Origin of the sequence: Nonomuraea sp. NPDC050536 (assembly GCF_044457685.1) — a bacterium.
Taxonomy (GTDB): Bacteria; Actinomycetota; Actinomycetes; order Streptosporangiales; family Streptosporangiaceae; genus Nonomuraea.
The window spans coordinates 432,818-447,094 of sequence record NZ_JBITHD010000005.1 but is presented as its reverse complement, the minus strand read 5'-3'; the positions used below and the strand labels follow the sequence as shown (position 1 = coordinate 447,094).

Below are 14,277 nucleotides of genomic sequence, written 5' to 3'. Positions count from 1 at the left end.
CGAGGAGAACGAATGAGTGATCTGCTGGTCTGGATCGACTGCGAGATGACCGGGCTCGACCTGAGCCGGGACGCGCTGGTGGAGGTGGCGTGCATCGTCACCGACAGCGAGCTGAACCAGCTCGACGAGGGCGTCGACGTGGTCATCAAGCCGCCGCCCGAGTCGCTGGAGCAGATGTCGCAGGTGGTGCGCGAAATGCACACGGCCTCGGGGCTGCTGCCCGAACTGGCCGGCGGCGTCACGCTGGCCGAGGCCGAGTCGCTGGTGCTCGACTACATCCGCCGCCACATCCCCGAGCCGAAGAAGGCGCCGCTGTGCGGCAACTCCATCGGCACCGACCGCACCTTCATCGCCAGGGACATGCCCGCGGTCGACGGCTACCTGCACTACCGGATGATCGACGTCTCCTCGATCAAGGAGCTGGTGCGCCGCTGGTACCCCCGCGTCTACTTCGCCGCGCCCGAGAAGCAGGGCGGACACCGGGCGCTGGCCGACATCACGGAGAGCATCAGGGAGCTGCGTTACTACCGAGCGGCCGTCTTCGTGGCGCAGCCGGGACCCGACTCGACCACGGCCCGGACGCTGGCCGAAGGTGTCAGCGGTTAATCGGGTGGCGAAAGGACTCCTGAACACCGCTACACTTTTCTCTGTGCCGTCGTCACGGTGCGCACGATGGTGGGCGTAGCTCAGTTGGTAGAGCGCCAGGTTGTGGTCCTGGATGCCGAGGGTTCAAGTCCCTTCGCTCACCCTTTCAAGAAGGGCCCCTTTCCGGGGCCTTTCTTCGTGTTCAGGAGTGCCGGAATCCGGTGACCTCGTGGCCGCCGATCCGCAGTGGAGCGTCGACCCCGGCCAAGGAGACCTTGCTGACGCCCACCGCGTAGAGCATGGAGACCAGGGCGGCCGCGGTGACGGTCACCATGGTCAGCTTGGTGCCCATCGCCTCCAGCACGGGCCTGACCGCGGGCCAGATGCCGGCCGCCAGGCCGGCCGCCACGATCGCGGCTCCCATCACCAACGTGGCGTTCGCCACCTTCCCGTTGAGGTCGTCCAACGTCTCCATCAGGTCGTTGAGCGCCCGCGACACCCGCGCCGACATCTCGGTCAGGTGGATGCCCGCCGCGACGAACTCCGTGATCCTGCCGTCCGCGGTATCCCTGGCGGCACCGGACCAGCCGACCTGCGCCAGCGCCTTCTTGATCCCGTCGAAGTCCGAGCCGAAGGTGCGGGCCAATGTCTCCGCCAGCCTGCTCCAGTCGTCGACGGTCCTGCCCACGTTCTCGTCGGACGGGATGATCGTGGCCGCCCACAGCGACACGGCCGCGGCGAGGCTCAGGGCGAAGGTGCGTGCCGCGATCAGCGTTCGGAGGGTGGCCTGGCCCCGGGCGGCCGGGTTCGCCTTGAACTCCTGGATGGCCAGATGCTTCATCCCCGCCTCCAAAAAGCCGACGGTGCTGCCGAGGAGGCCGGTGGGTATCGACAGGGATCTGTCGATGGAGTGCTTGCCGGTGCCGCCGTGGGGCAGGTGGAGCTCCGGCTGGGCCCTGTCGCCCACCATGCCTGCCACGTTGAGCAGGTTCCTGACGGCGGCGCTCTCGGGTTCGACATACGTGGAGGCGGTCTTGCCGAACGTCTCGCCGATGGCCTCCGCCTCCGCCCGGCCGTACTGCAACTGCTTCTCGACCTCGGCGCGGATGTGCTCGTGCGTGTGGCGGCAGAATTCGCCGACCACGCTCAGGGCGAACGGGTGAAGAGGCGGGGGTGCTTGGCAGAAGTTGAACGATTCGGCGACGTGGTGGAAGGAGATGCCGGCGTCTCTGACACTTTCAGGGCTGACTGCGTATCCGTCGTTCTTCGCCACGATGCGTGCTCCCTGCGGATCGACGTGATCAACGAGGCTAGCGTGATTCGCACCACGCTGCCCGCCGCTCTGGGGCATGATTGGACTCAATCCCCCGCTCAGCCCTTGCCGTTTTTCACCGACATCGTCCCCAAATCACGACAATGCGAGTTATGCTCGCTGTCTGACCGCTAACGCCGGAAGCACGGGGGCCATCGGCGATCTGACCGTCTGCGCGCCCCCGGAGGCCGGATGAGAGTCGACGACGCAGCGTTCGATTACACGTCCCTGAGCAAACGCGAAGCCGAGGTCATGGACCTCATCGCTACAGGCCATTCCAACGGCCAGATCGCGCAGCGCCTGTTCCTCAGCGAGAAGACTGTCAAGAACCACGTCAACCGCATCTATGCGAAACTCGGCGTGGACTCCCGCCCCACCGCCATCGGCCTGTGGCTGTCTCGCGCGCCCGATAACTAGCTCCTTTCTTCCGGGCCTATATGCGGTTTCCGGTCCCTTCCGGTCTCTTGCGGCCATACGGCAAGCCGCCGCCACCGCCGCCCGCCGCACAGGGCTGGCCCCTGTCCAGGGAGACGCCACGCCAGCAGGACATGGCTGATCACCGCTACGACGCCTCGTGACCGTGGCCCCCCGGCCCCAACCCCCCGCCGTATCGGGCGCCGACCTTCATCACCCCCCGACCCGCCGCCCCGGCACCCGAAGTACGAACCCGAGCACCAAGGTCCCTGGATGCCCGAGCGCCGTGAACGCCCAAGGTTCCGTGGATACCAGGGTTCATGGGTGACCCGCCGAACCGGGCGCCGACCTCCACCGCACCACGTCTCGCCGACCCGGCGCCTGGAAGCGCGGGCGCCCGCAGGGCCGGGCCCGTGGATGCCGGGGCCCAGAGGTTGCACGCCGTATTGGGCGTCGGCCTTCGCTGCGGGGGGTTAGAGGGCGGCGGCTATTGCGGTGAGGCCGTGGGTGAGGGATTCCTCTGGGATGTTGAGGGCGGGGCGGAGGCGGATCGAGCGGGGGCCGCAGGGGAGGACGAGGACGGCGTGGTCCTCGCGCAGGCAGGTGACCAGGGCGTCCCGGGCCGCCGTGTCCGGAAGGTCGAAGGCGGCCATGAGGCCGCGGCCTCGGGCGTTGGTGACCTTGTCCGGGTGGTCCACCTGGAGCTTGGTGAGGGCGTCCAGGAGGGTGACGCCGAGGCGGGCCGCGCGCGGGATGAGGGCGTCGCGTTCGACGATCTCGAGGAGGCCGCGGGAACGGACCATGTCGACCAGGCCGCCGCCCCAGGTGGAGTTGATGCGGCCCGACACCTGGAAGACGTTGTCGGGGACGAGGTCCACGCGGCGTCCCGCCATGATGCCGCCGACCTGCACCTTCTTGGCGAAGGCCACGATGTCGGGCGCCAGGCCGAGCTGCTGGTAGGCCCACGGTGTGCCGGTGGTGCCGCCGCCCGTCTGCACCTCGTCCAGGATGAACAGCGCGTCGTATTCAGCACAGAGACGCTGCATGGCCTGCAGGAACTCGGGCCGCAGGTGATTGTCGCCGCCCTCGCCCTGGATCGGCTCGGCGATGAAGCAGGCGATGTCGTGCGGGTGGGCCTCGAAGGCCGCGCGGGCCTGCGCCAGCGCCCGCTCCTCAGCCTGGGCGACATTTCCGAAATGTACGGCGGGCGTCTCGATCCGCGGCCAGGGGAACTTGGGGAACCGGTCGGTCTTGCCCGGCTCGGTATTGGTCAGGCTCAGCGTGTAGCCGCTGCGTCCGTGGAAGGCGTGGGTCAGGTGCATGACCTGCGTCCCGAGATCGCGCGAGCGCCCGGCGGCCTCGTTGCGGCGGCTCTTCCAGTCGAAGGCCGTCTTCAGCGCGTTCTCCACGGCCAGCGCGCCACCCTCGACGAAGAACAGGTGGGGCAGCTCGGGATCGCCCAGCACCCGGGTGAACGCGTCGACGAAGTCGGCCAGGTGCTCGGTGTACATGTCGGGGTTGGCGGGTTTGTTGCGCGCGACGCGCCCCAGCAAGGCCTCGAAGTCGGGGGCGAAGGGCGGGTTCACACCGAGCGGCGCCGAGGCGAAGAACGTGTAGAAGTCCAGGTATCGGCGGCCGTCCCTGGCGTCGACGAGCCAGGAGCCCCGGCTGCGCTCCAGGTCGAGCACCAGCCGATAGCCGTCGACCAGTAGGTGGCGGGCAAGGCGGGAGTGTACGTCCATGTCTCCTCCACGGTGAGCGCCAGACACGGCATACGTTCCCTCAATGGGGCATATGTATCCGAAAAAATCCGGCGATCTGGCCTGGCAGCGCAAGCATCTTCAGGTTTGCGCGGCCAAACTCTTGAACCGGAAGGACAGGACGATCATCACGATGCCGTAGATGATGGCGAAGATCGCGATCAGCCAGATCAGGGCGAGCGCCCCCGAGGCCGGCCAGATGATCAGCAGGACGCCGAAGATGGCCGACAGGATGCCGCCGAGGATCATCATCCACTCGTTCTCGATGACCGCCCTGGCCCGGATGCCCGCCACGATCTCGGCGATGCCCGTGAAGATGGCCCAGAAGGCGATGACGTAGAGCAGGGCGAGCGTGGTGATGCCCGGCCAGACGAAGGCCACGATGCCGGCCAGGATGCCGAGGATGCCGGAGATGATGAGCCAGGCCTTCGACTGCACGCCGTGCCCGAACGCGGCGAACAGCGCGAAGATCCCGCCGACGATCGCGTAGGCGCCGAAGAAGATCACCAGGACGTACAGCGTGATCCCCGGCCAGACCAGGGCCAGGATGCCGAAGATGATGGCGACGATGCCGCGAATGAGGACCAGCCACCAGGTACGCGAGATTTGCTCCATGCCCGTCTGTTATCCACACAGATCACCCAAGGAGCCCATCGCCCGGTCAAATATCCGTGATCCGCACGCCCACCGTGCCGGTGCTGCCGCGCCGGAGCTTGCTGCCCAGCAGGGTGATCCGCCCCACCAGCCCGTACTTGCGCCGCAGCAGCCCGCGCACCCGCTCGGTCTCCTCGGCCGACAGGATCGTGGCGGTCCCCCGCACCGCCTCCCCTTTGAGGTTGCCGCGGAGGTCGCAGGGCGCCACGGTCACCGACGGGTTGTTCCTGATCCGCTTGACCTTGGCCGAGTCGGTGACCGTCCAGAAGACCAGGTCCGCGCCGTCCGCGGCGACCCAGACCGGCGTGGCCACCGGGGTGCCGTCGCGGCGGTAGGTGGTCACGGAAAGGTACTGCTCGTCTCCCAAACTCATACGTGGGAGTAGACCACGATCGACACCGCGATGTACTGCACCAGGTACGCCGCGATCGTGAAGGCGTGGAAGACCTCGTGGAAGCCGAACCAGTTCGGTGACGGGTCGGGGCGGCGCAGGCCGTACACGACGGCGCCGGCGGTGTAGAACAGGCCGCCGACGGCCACGAGCACCACGGCAGCCACACCGGCGCCCTCAAGCAGCTGCGGCATCACGAAGATCGCGGTCCAGCCGAGCGCCAGGTAGAGCACGGTGTAGAGCCAGCGGGGCGCGCCCATCCAGCACACGCGGAACAGCACCCCGGCCAGCGCCCCGCTCCAGATGACGGCCAGGACGGCGATCCGGGCCGCGCCGTCCAGGGCCAGCAGCGCGAAGGGCGTGTAGGTGCCCGCGATGATCAGATAGATGTTCGCATGGTCGAGACGGCGCAGCAGCTCGGCCAGCCGGGGACCGAGCGTGCCGCGATGGTAGGTCGCCGAGATGCCGAACAGCAGCCCGGAGGTGACGGCGTAGACGGCGGCGGCGAGCCGGGCCTGCAGCGTCGGCCCCAGCGCCACCAGCACGAACCCGGCCAGCAGCGTCACCGGGAGCGCCCCGGTGTGCAACCAGCCCCGTAGCCGAGGCTTCGCGGTGATGGTCGTCATGCAACCTACGGTACCGTAGGTTAGAGTCCGGCCAGGAAGCGGACCGCGATCGGGAGCGCCGCGGCGCGGCCGGAGCCGCCGTGTCTGACGAACACGCAGAAGGCCAGGTCGCCGCGGTAGCCGATGAACCAGCCGTGCTCGCCGCCGTCGGCCGCCTCGGCGGTGCCGGTCTTGCCCGCCACGCCCGCCGGCAACCCGGCGCCGGCGGCCGTGCCGTGGTCGACGACCGCGGCCATCATGCCCCGCAGCGCCGTCAGCACCCCGTCATCCAGCTTGACCGGCTCGGGCAGCGGCCCGTCGATGCGCGTGACGTCCTTGGGCGGCAGCATCCTGACCGGCCGCCAGGTCCCGTCCTCGGCCGCGGCGGCGATGGCGGCCATGCAGGCGGGGCTGGCCTGCACGCTGCCCTGCCCGATGGCGTCCTGGCCGAGCATGTCGACGTCGTCCGTCGGCTGCATCGTGCCGCACGCCGCCGTGCCCGCGCCCGTCGGCATGCCCTTGTCGAAGCCCCACTCCCTGGCGGTGTCGATCAGGTCCTGCGCGCCGATCCTGGCGACGGTCTGCTCGACGAAGGAGGTGTTGCAGGAGTAGGCGTAGGCGTCGGCGAAGGACACCTGCCCGTGCGCGGTCTCCCCCGCGTTCTTGAACGACCGGTGGAAGGGGATCGTGTAGGTGCCGGGGCAGTCCATGGTCTCCGCCGGGTCGAGCCCGGACTTCAGCAGCGCCGCCGCGGTGATGGTCTTGAACGTCGAGCCCGGCGGGAAGGCGTCGAAGAGCGCGCTGTAGTTGCCCGTGAGCCGGTCGGCGACGGCCAGGAGTTCGCCCGTGCTGGGCCGGACCGCGACGACGGCGGCGTCGTCCACGCCGTCGAGCGCCCGCGCGGCCGCGGCCTGGACCGCCCGCGAGAGCGTGGTCTTCTTCTTGTCGGCGTCCGGCTGGACGGTCATCAACTGCTGCGCGGGCTTGCCCGGCACGTTCGAGACCAGCGCCCAGCCGCGGTGCACCTTGGCGACATGGGGCTGGATCATGCGCAGATAGCTGTCGGCGTAGCTGTTCTCGGGGATCTTGTCGCCTTCCGCGGTGACCAGCTCGGTCGAGGGCCCGTCGAAGTGCGTCAGGTCGAGCGTCCCGCCGCCCTTGAGCAGCGGGTGCAGCGTCTCGGGCGCCCACAGCACCTTCCAGGCCCTGTCGCGTACGGCCAGCCGCAGCGTGCTGCTGAAGGGCCATGCCCCGAACTCGCGTAAGCGCCTGGTCCCGGAGAACGGCACCTCGGCCGTGTTCTCGCCGGTCTTCCTGAGCGCCCCGGGCCGCAGCTCGATGGACTCGACGTGGAGCTCCTCGGTCAGCGACAGGTGCTGGGTGACGAAGTCCACAGGCGGCCGGTAGACGAGCCCGGCCATGCCCTCGATGTCGCCCGAGCCCCAGTCGCGGAAGTAGGCGTCGGCGGTCTGCTGCGGGCTGCCCTTCACCCGGCCGGCGACGGCGTTCGAGGTCATGATGGCGAAGGCTCCGGCTCCCACAACCGCAAGAACCGCGATAAGGAGCACAATCAGCCTTCTCCGTCGCATACGGTGTTCTCCCAGGAGGGATCAGCGTGGCACGTGGACAGCGGGAACCGATGCCCGGTCTGTACCCGGTGACGTTCGGCGAGATCGAACTGCTCCGGGACCTGGACAGGCAGGACGGCTGGGTGCTGTCCAAGGATGGCGTACCGCAGTCGTACGTGGACCTTCAAGACCCCACATTCCTGGAATTCGACTACGTACGCCTCATGGCGGACATCATCGACCTGCTCCCCGAGGGTCCGCTGAACTGTGTGCACGTGGGCGGCGGGGCGTTCACGATCCCCCGCTACGTCTCGGCCACCCGGCACGGCTCGCGGCACATCGTCATCGAGCCGGACGGGCTGCTGGTCAACCTGGTGCGCGAGCAGCTGGAGCTGCGGTCGGTGCCGAAGCTGAAGGTCATCGTGCAGGGCGGCCTCGAGGGCACGGCCAAGGTCTGGGACGCCACGACGGACCTGTTCGTGCTGGACGCCTTCAACGGCGCCACGATGCCGGTGGAGCTGGCGACGGTGGAGTATCTGGGCGACATCGCCAGGGTGCTGCGCCCGGACGGCACCCTGCTGATCAACATGGCCGACGGCAAGGGCCTGGCCTTCGCCAGGCGGCTGACGGCCACGGTCGCCGCCACGTTCCGGCACGTGGCGCTGCTGGCCGAGCCGGGGGTCATGCGGGGCCGCCGCTTCGGCAACCTGATCCTGGCCGCGTCCCGGACCGCGCTACCCGTCGACGACCTGACCAGGCGCGCCGCGGGCGGGCTCACGCAGGCCCGGTGCCTGCACAGCGAGACGCTGACGAACTTCGTCGCGGGCGCGGCCCCGATCCACGAGGGCGACGCCGTGCTCGCCCCGGTTCCGCCGCCGCAGGTATTCGGCTAGGGGCTCAGGTAGGTCAGCACCGCCGCGACCCGGCGGTGGACGTCGGTCCCCGGCTCCAGGCCGAGCTTGGTGAAGATGGAGTTCACGTTCTTCTCCACCGACGACACCGACAGGTGCAGCTCCCTGGCGATGCCGCCGTTGGAGCGGCCGCGGGCCATCTCCCGCAGCACGTCGCGCTCGCGCGGGGTCAGCCGCTCCCGCTCGCCGCGCACGTCGTGCCTGGCCATCAGGCCCTCCACGACCTTGGGGTCGATCACGGATCCGCCCGTGGCCACCGCCCTGATCGCTCCGAGCAGCTCCTCCAGGTCGCCGACCCGGTCCTTGAGCAGGTAGGCGAAACCGGCCGTGCCGTGCGCGAACAGCTCGAAGGCGAACAGGGCGTCCCCGAACTGCGACAGCACCACCACGCCCACCCCTGGGGCCAGCTCGCGGATGCGGTGGGCGGCGTCGATCCCCTCGAACCCGGGCCGCCAGGCGCCACCCGGCATCCGGATGTCGGTGATCACCACGTCGGGCCGGAGCCTGCCGACGGCGTCGATCAGCTCGTCGGCGTCGCCCACGGCGCCCACGACCTCCACCTCGCCCGACAGCTCCAGCAGCCGCCTGGTCCCCTCGCGGACCAGGTAGTGGTCGTCGGCCACGACCGTACGCAGCACGTCAGGCATCAACCCACGCCTCCACCCGGGTCCCCTTTCCTGCTCCGCTGTCGATCTTCAGCCCGCCGCCGAGCGCGTCCAGCCGGTCGGCGAGGGCGGCGAGCGGGGCCGCCCCGGTGTCGAATCCCCTGCCGTCATCGGCGACCGACACCCTCAGACGGCCGCCGTCGTGCGCGAGCCGTACCTCTATCTTGGCGGCGCGCGCGTGCTTGAGCGCGTTGGCGACGGCCTCGCTGACGGTGAAGTAGAGCGCGCCCTCGACCTCGTCGGGGAAGCGGCGCGCGCGCAGCCCCGCGCTCGCCGTCACCGTGGTGGGCACGGGCAGCAGGGCGCAGCGCTCCTCCACGGCCTCGACCAGCCCGCCCTGGCCGAGTGCCGACGGGTGGATGCCGGCGGCCAGCTCGCGCAGGTCCTGGAGCGTCTGGCGGGCCTGGTCGCGCAGGTGGGCGAGCTGGTCGACGCCGCCGCCGGTGGCGCGGGCCACCTCCAGCCCGGCGATCAGCGCCACGAGCTGCTGCTGGACGCCGTCGTGGATGTTGCGCTCGATGCGCCGCCGCTCCGCCTCCTGCGCGTTGACCAGCCGGGTGGCCAGCCCCGCGCTCTGGATGGCCAGCCCGGCGGGTACGGCCAGCGCCTCCAGCAGCCGTCCGTCCTCCTCGCTGAGCGGGCCGTAGTGGCCGGGGCCGCACTCGATCGTGCCCAGCCCGCCCGTGACAGGCACCGTCAGCTCCGCCTGGCCCTCCTCGGGCCCTGAGACCACGCGCGTGCCGTCGGCCAGCGCGACCGCGGCCCAGCGCACGTTCAGCCCGGATCGTACGGCTGCCGCCAGCCTGCCCAGCTGCTCGACCGGCTCGGGCGCGTCCTCCAGCGCGGTCCCCAGCGTCGTGAGCATCTCCCCCACGGTCGGCCGGACCCCGACCACGATGTGCAGCCGCGAGCCGCGCCGGCCGACGCGGATGTCGAGCAGCCGGTACCGCACGATGGCCACGCCGATCGCCACGGGCAGCGCCCCGAGCACGCTCAGCACACCGAGCAGCCCCAGTGCGAGCGCGCCGAACTGGAAGGCCAGCAGCATCACCCAGCCGACCAGGCCCGCCACCGCCCCGGCCACCATCCAGCCGTACTGCCCGCGCTCGGCCGCCTTGCTGCGCCGCCACCGCCCGACCAGCCCGCCGAGCACCACCAGGGCCAGCACGAGCACGATGAGCTGAGCGAACGACGCAACCCAGTGCATCAGACCGGAACCGGGGAAGGCCAGCGGGTTGTGCCCGCCGTACGGCAGCTCGGGCACCAGCGCGAGGGCCACGCTCTGCACGGCGATCGCGACCGCCGCGAGCCAGGCCACGGGCCGCCACCGCGGCGAGGGCAGCCGCCCGTCGGGGAACATCAACGGCACGAACACCCAGGTCAGGCCGTAGAACACGGCGAAGAGCGCCGACAGCGGCGCCACCAGCCAGCCGAGCCACGGCGCCCGGACCGCCAGCCCGACCCCGAACGTGCCCAGCCCCAGCGCCAGCGCCGTGCCCAGCAGCAGCCACCCGTACGGCACGGCGGGCCGCCGCGTGGTCAGCAGCCGGCCGAGCACCGGAAACAGGCAGCCGAGCACGATGAACATCCACTGCGAGACCGGGCCGGGCAGCCCGGACTCCATGAGCGCGCCCGCGATCACGCCGACCGCCGCGAGCGCGGCCAGCACCCTCGAAACCATAGACGCCCATCGTGGCGACAGATCCGGGAGGCGTCTATGAGGTTAACCGCACACTTGTCGACGGCTGCCCTGGTGGGCCGGGCAGGGGCGCACGGGATTGCCTGTGAGCATGCGAATTCTCCCCTTGACGCTGGCCACGCTGCTGGCGGCCTCGCTTGCCGCCACGCCCGCGGCCTTCGCTCTCAGCGAGCCCGTTCCCACCGCCACGACGCCCGCCTCCCAGGTGGGCGAGCAACTGCGCTGGGTGCTCGGCGCCGTCAACCGGGCGCCGGTCCCGGAAAGCGAGTTGACCGCGCACTTCTCCGCCGACTTCCTCGCCCACATACCCGCCGCCCAGATCAACCAGGCGATGGGCGCGTTCAAGGGAATGCGGCTCGACAAGATCGCCTCCGAGACGCCGACCGAGCTCGAAGCCCTGGTCACTCTCCAGGGCAAGCAGTTCGTGCTGGGTATCGGCGTCGACTCCGCGGGGAAGATCAACTACCTGCGGTTCTCCCGCCCTGCCCCCACCTCGTGGCAGGAGCTGGACGAGCGGCTACGGAAGGCGGCGCCGCGGGTCGGCTTCGTGGCCGCCGAGGTGCTGCCCGGCGGGCGCTGCCGTACCGTGCACACGGTCAACGCGGGTCAGGCCAGGCCGCTCGGGTCGATGTTCAAGCTGTACGTGCTCGGCGCCGTCGCCAAGGCGGTCAAGGCGGGCAGGTTCGGCTGGGACACCCCGCTGACGATCAAGCCGTCGCTCAAGAGCCTGCCCAGCGGGCAGCTGCAGAACCGGCCGGACAACAGCACCGTGCCCGTTTCCGAGGCGGCAGACCTGATGATCTCCATCAGCGACAACACCGGGGCCGACCTGCTGCTGCACCAGGCGGGGCGGCGCAGCGTCGAGGCGGTGAACCGGGCCTGGTCCTCCCACGCCAACGCGCCGTTCCTGTCGACGCGGGAGATGTTCCTGCTCAAGGGCACCGGACGCGACCAGGCCTACCTGTCGCGCGGCACCGCGCAGAAGCGCGCCTACCTGGCCGGCGAGGTGGCCAAGGTGCCGCTGTCGGACTTCAGGATGTGGACCGGGCCGCGCGACATCGACACGGTCGAGTGGTTCGGCTCCCCGCTCGACGTGTGCCGCGCGCACGCCCGCCTGCGCGGGCTGGGGTCCGCGCAGGTGAACAGGGCCATGTCGCTGAACAACGGCGGCATGGACGCCAAGGGCTGGTCCGACGTCTGGTTCAAGGGCGGCTCCGAGCCCGGCGTGCTGAACCTCGGCTACTCGGCCCGCTCGGCCTCCGGCAGGACGTTCGTGGTCACCGCGATGGCCTCCGACCCCGATACGTCGCTGCCGGACACGGACGTCACCAACGAGCTGATGGCGCTGTCGCGCGGCGCGTTCGGGCTGCTCTCCTGAGCCAGGTCCAGGAACAGGGCGGCCGACCAGCCGAAGCCCGTGGTCGCCCTGGTGGCCTTCCTGCCCGTGGCCGGGTTCCAGTACTCGTAGAGGCCGCCGCCGTCGCGGACCATCGCCAGGGTGCGCTCCCGCAGCTCGGCGGCCTCGGCGTGGAAACCGGAACGGCGCAGGCCGTCGATCAGCAGGTAGTTGACGTTCAGCCAGACCGGGCCGCGCCACATGGTGTCCGGCTCGAACCTGGGGTCGTCGAAGGCCACCGTGGGCACCGGCCGCTCGCCCCAGAAGCTCGGCGACAGCAGGTCGTCCACCAGGCGCCGGGCGACGGCGGCGGGCAGGCGGCCGGTGAACAGCGGCATCAGGTCGAGCGGCGTGCGGACGTCCGCCTGCGGGGTGACGAACCGCGTGCCGTTCCACCGCCGCGCCACCAGCAGGTCGACCACCATCTGGGCCTTCTCCCGCCACATGGTGGCATCGCCGCTCTTGCCCAGGGCCTCGGCGATGTCGGCCAGCCGGTCGTACTGCAGGGCCAGGTAGGAGTTCAGGTCCGGCGGCTCGGCGCGCGGCCCGTGGTCCCAGATCGGGCTGTCGTCCAGACCGGAGGAGTACGGGTGGAGGTACTCGGCCAGCCCGTCGCCGTCCGGGTCGGAGCGGGCGAACCACCACTCCTGGGATCGAACGAGCCGCTCGTACACCTCGGCCAGGAAGCCCACGTCGGGATCGGCCTCGTGGATCTTCCAGACGGCCCAGGCGGTCAGCGGCGGCTTGGTCACCGGCACCGGCTCGCGGATCGGCTCCCCGCCGACGTGCTGGGCCAGCCGCGCCAGGTCGGAACGCGGCAGGTCGGTCGTCTCCGCCAGCACCCCGTGGTCGTGCACCACGTCGGGGATCAACCCGTCGGGACGCTGGTTGTCCAGCAATATCCGGATCTGCTCGCGGGCCAGCGCCGGCTCCGCGTGCCTCAGCCCGATGGCGTGGAAGTAGGAGTCCCAGTTCCACAGCCCGACGTAGCCGTACTTCGACGGGATCAGCGACTCGCGCCCCTGGATGCGGACCTGGTTGACGGCCAGCGTCCACCAGGCCATCTCGGCCCGCTCCCGCAGCTCCTCCGGTACGGCGGGCATCTTCGAGAACCACTCGCCCCACCGGGCGGCGGCCTCCCCGGGCACGTCCCGCTTGAGCCGTCGCCCTTCGAAGGTGACGCACCCGTCGACGGCCACCTCGCCCCCGTCCCATCGGGCCACGGCCCCGGACCCGGACAGCGCCAGGGTCTCGGCGTCGGCGAAGGCCAGGACGACGCCTCCTTCGAACTCGATCCGGTCCGGCGTGGCACGCCGTACCGGCAGCTCGCGGGAGCCGTCGAAGAGCCGCAGGCCCGTCAGGATGGTCGTGTCGGACAGGCGGGTCTCGTAGAGCGCCCGGGCGACTCGCAGGGAGCCGTCGTCGTCGGTCATGACGAGCAGGCGGGAGCCCCGGTCGGTGAAGGGGCGTTCGCGCAGGTCGAGGGTGAACATCAGCGTCCTCCGATGCCGGAGGCGGCCATCGAGTTGATGATCCGCCGCTGCCCGATCAGGAAGGCGATCAGGGTGGGCACCACCGCGATCGACGAGGCGGCCAGGATGAGGCCGTAGTCCATCGCGCCGTGCTCCTTGGCGAAGGAGGCCAGCAGCAGCGGCACCGTGAACAGCTCGGGCGTGTTGAGGAAGATCAGCGGGAAGAGGTAGGAGTTCCAGGCGGCGAGGAAGACGATGATGCCCATCGCGCCGAGGCCCGGCTTGATGTTGGGCAGCACGACGCGCCAGAAGATCGTCCAGCGGTTGGCGCCGTCGATCCTGGCGGCCTCCTCCAGCTCCACCGGCACCGCCCTGATGAACTGGCGCAGCAGGAAGACCGCGAACGGGTTGACGATCGACGGCACGATGAGCGACATGTGCGAGTCGACCCAGCCGATCTTGGCGAGCAGCAGGTACAGCGGCACGATGGTCACCTGTGTCGGCACCATCTGCGTGGCCAGGAACAGCACGAACAGCGCGCCGGAGCCCCTGAATTTGATGCGGGCGAAGGCGTAGGCGGCCATCGCGGAGGTCAGCAGGGTGAGGCCGACGTTCAGCACCGCGATGTAGAAGCTGTTCCAGTAGGCGCCGAGGATGGAGCTGCCGCCGACCACGTCGCCGTAGTTCTGCGCCCGCCAGGGGCTGGGCAGCCAATCGGTCGGGCTGTTGAGCATCTGGTGCGTGCCCTTGAAGGATGTCAGCAGCATCCAGACGAAGGGGAACAGCATCAGGAGCCCGCCGACGGTCAGCGAGACGTGCAGGGCGACCTGCCTGGTTCGCATGGC

At 70.2% G+C, this 14,277-nt stretch carries 13 protein-coding genes, 1 tRNA gene and 1 pseudogene; 5 read left to right on the top strand and 10 right to left on the bottom strand.

Annotated features, from left to right (window positions below; genetic code table 11):
- The first annotated feature begins 12 nt into the window (after positions 1–12).
- Together orn and ACIBHX_RS18105 are read left to right on the top strand one after the other, a co-directional pair.
- The gene (orn, locus tag ACIBHX_RS18110; RefSeq protein ID WP_397068232.1) at positions 13–606 is read left to right on the top strand and encodes an oligoribonuclease; all 594 of its coding nucleotides are present in this window, start codon (positions 13–15) and stop codon (positions 604–606) included.
- Between the two features lie 69 nt (positions 607–675).
- Positions 676–748 (top strand) — tRNA-His (locus ACIBHX_RS18105).
- Between the two features lie 39 nt (positions 749–787).
- Here the strand turns inward: ACIBHX_RS18105 and ACIBHX_RS18100 are convergent.
- Entirely contained in the window at positions 788–1,858 is a 1,071-nt protein-coding gene (locus tag ACIBHX_RS18100; RefSeq protein ID WP_397068231.1) for a hypothetical protein, read from the bottom strand.
- 231 nt (positions 1,859–2,089) lie between these two features.
- On the opposite strand from ACIBHX_RS18100, the gene ACIBHX_RS18095 reads away from it, so the two are divergent.
- Positions 2,090–2,314: a LuxR C-terminal-related transcriptional regulator gene (locus ACIBHX_RS18095; RefSeq protein WP_397068230.1), complete on the top strand. Its 225-nt coding sequence runs from the start codon at positions 2,090–2,092 to the stop codon at positions 2,312–2,314.
- A gap of 470 nt (positions 2,315–2,784) precedes the next feature.
- Here the strand turns inward: ACIBHX_RS18095 and lat are convergent, their stop codons facing one another.
- From lat to ACIBHX_RS18070, 5 genes are all read right to left on the bottom strand, one after another.
- Positions 2,785–4,053, bottom strand: a complete 1,269-nt coding sequence (gene lat / locus ACIBHX_RS18090) for an L-lysine 6-transaminase (RefSeq protein WP_397068229.1) — start codon at positions 4,051–4,053, stop codon at positions 2,785–2,787.
- Between the two features lie 99 nt (positions 4,054–4,152).
- Positions 4,153–4,686 (bottom strand): HdeD family acid-resistance protein, encoded by a 534-nt coding sequence (locus ACIBHX_RS18085; RefSeq protein WP_397068228.1) that lies wholly within the window; start codon positions 4,684–4,686, stop codon positions 4,153–4,155.
- A 46-nt stretch (positions 4,687–4,732) separates the two neighbouring features.
- Positions 4,733–5,098 carry a PPOX class F420-dependent oxidoreductase gene (locus ACIBHX_RS18080; protein ID WP_397068227.1) on the bottom strand — a complete coding sequence of 122 codons (366 nt, stop codon included), beginning with the start codon at positions 5,096–5,098 and terminating at the stop codon, positions 4,733–4,735.
- Entirely contained in the window at positions 5,095–5,742 is a 648-nt protein-coding gene (locus ACIBHX_RS18075; RefSeq protein ID WP_397068226.1) for a hemolysin III family protein, read from the bottom strand. The genes ACIBHX_RS18080 and ACIBHX_RS18075 overlap by 4 nt, the downstream gene beginning before the upstream one ends.
- A 20-nt stretch (positions 5,743–5,762) precedes the next feature.
- The gene (locus ACIBHX_RS18070; RefSeq protein WP_397068225.1) at positions 5,763–7,238 is read right to left on the bottom strand and encodes a penicillin-binding transpeptidase domain-containing protein; all 1,476 of its coding nucleotides are present in this window, start codon (positions 7,236–7,238) and stop codon (positions 5,763–5,765) included.
- 98 nt (positions 7,239–7,336) lie between these two features.
- On the opposite strand from ACIBHX_RS18070, the gene ACIBHX_RS18065 reads away from it, so the two are divergent.
- Complete coding sequence (locus ACIBHX_RS18065; RefSeq protein WP_397068224.1) at positions 7,337–8,182, top strand: spermidine synthase; 846 nt, start codon at positions 7,337–7,339, stop codon at positions 8,180–8,182.
- Here ACIBHX_RS18065 and ACIBHX_RS18060 read toward each other — a convergent pair.
- Both ACIBHX_RS18060 and ACIBHX_RS18055 read right to left on the bottom strand, forming a co-directional pair.
- On the bottom strand, positions 8,179–8,847 hold the full coding sequence (locus tag ACIBHX_RS18060) for a response regulator (protein WP_397068223.1): 669 nt from the start codon (positions 8,845–8,847) through the stop codon (positions 8,179–8,181). The genes ACIBHX_RS18065 and ACIBHX_RS18060 overlap by 4 nt on opposite strands.
- Positions 8,840–10,546 (bottom strand): sensor histidine kinase, encoded by a 1,707-nt coding sequence (locus ACIBHX_RS18055; protein ID WP_397068222.1) that lies wholly within the window; start codon positions 10,544–10,546, stop codon positions 8,840–8,842. Before ACIBHX_RS18055 ends, ACIBHX_RS18060 begins: the two co-directional genes overlap by 8 nt.
- Before the next feature lie 109 nt (positions 10,547–10,655).
- Here ACIBHX_RS18055 and ACIBHX_RS18050 point away from each other — a divergent pair.
- Positions 10,656–11,435 (top strand): annotated as a pseudogene (locus ACIBHX_RS18050) (serine hydrolase); the annotation flags it as partial.
- A 368-nt stretch (positions 11,436–11,803) separates the two neighbouring features.
- On the opposite strand, the gene ACIBHX_RS18045 reads toward ACIBHX_RS18050, so the two are convergent.
- On the bottom strand, positions 11,804–13,453 hold the full coding sequence (locus tag ACIBHX_RS18045) for an amylo-alpha-1,6-glucosidase (protein ID WP_397068221.1): 1,650 nt from the start codon (positions 13,451–13,453) through the stop codon (positions 11,804–11,806).
- Entirely contained in the window at positions 13,453–14,274 is an 822-nt protein-coding gene (locus ACIBHX_RS18040; RefSeq protein WP_397068220.1) for a carbohydrate ABC transporter permease, read from the bottom strand. Before ACIBHX_RS18040 ends, ACIBHX_RS18045 begins: the two co-directional genes overlap by 1 nt.
- Positions 14,275–14,277 lie beyond the last annotated feature (3 nt).

Excerpts from the sequence above, each read along its gene's own strand:
- ACIBHX_RS18095 (WP_397068230.1), top strand. The coding sequence starts at position 2,090 with ATGAGAGTCGACGACGCAGCGTTCGATTACACGTCCCTGAGCAAACGC.
- ACIBHX_RS18040 (WP_397068220.1), bottom strand. The coding sequence starts at position 14,274 with ATGCGAACCAGGCAGGTCGCCCTGCACGTCTCGCTGACCGTCGGCGGG.
- ACIBHX_RS18070 (WP_397068225.1), bottom strand. The coding sequence starts at position 7,238 with ATGACCTCGAACGCCGTCGCCGGCCGGGTGAAGGGCAGCCCGCAGCAG.
- ACIBHX_RS18085 (WP_397068228.1), bottom strand. The coding sequence starts at position 4,686 with ATGGAGCAAATCTCGCGTACCTGGTGGCTGGTCCTCATTCGCGGCATC.
- ACIBHX_RS18045 (WP_397068221.1), bottom strand. The coding sequence starts at position 13,453 with ATGTTCACCCTCGACCTGCGCGAACGCCCCTTCACCGACCGGGGCTCC.
- lat (WP_397068229.1), bottom strand. The coding sequence starts at position 4,053 with ATGGACGTACACTCCCGCCTTGCCCGCCACCTACTGGTCGACGGCTAT.
- ACIBHX_RS18075 (WP_397068226.1), bottom strand. The coding sequence starts at position 5,742 with ATGACGACCATCACCGCGAAGCCTCGGCTACGGGGCTGGTTGCACACC.
- ACIBHX_RS18080 (WP_397068227.1), bottom strand. The coding sequence starts at position 5,098 with ATGAGTTTGGGAGACGAGCAGTACCTTTCCGTGACCACCTACCGCCGC.
- ACIBHX_RS18055 (WP_397068222.1), bottom strand. The coding sequence starts at position 10,546 with ATGGTTTCGAGGGTGCTGGCCGCGCTCGCGGCGGTCGGCGTGATCGCG.
- ACIBHX_RS18060 (WP_397068223.1), bottom strand. The coding sequence starts at position 8,847 with ATGCCTGACGTGCTGCGTACGGTCGTGGCCGACGACCACTACCTGGTC.
- orn (WP_397068232.1), top strand. The coding sequence starts at position 13 with ATGAGTGATCTGCTGGTCTGGATCGACTGCGAGATGACCGGGCTCGAC.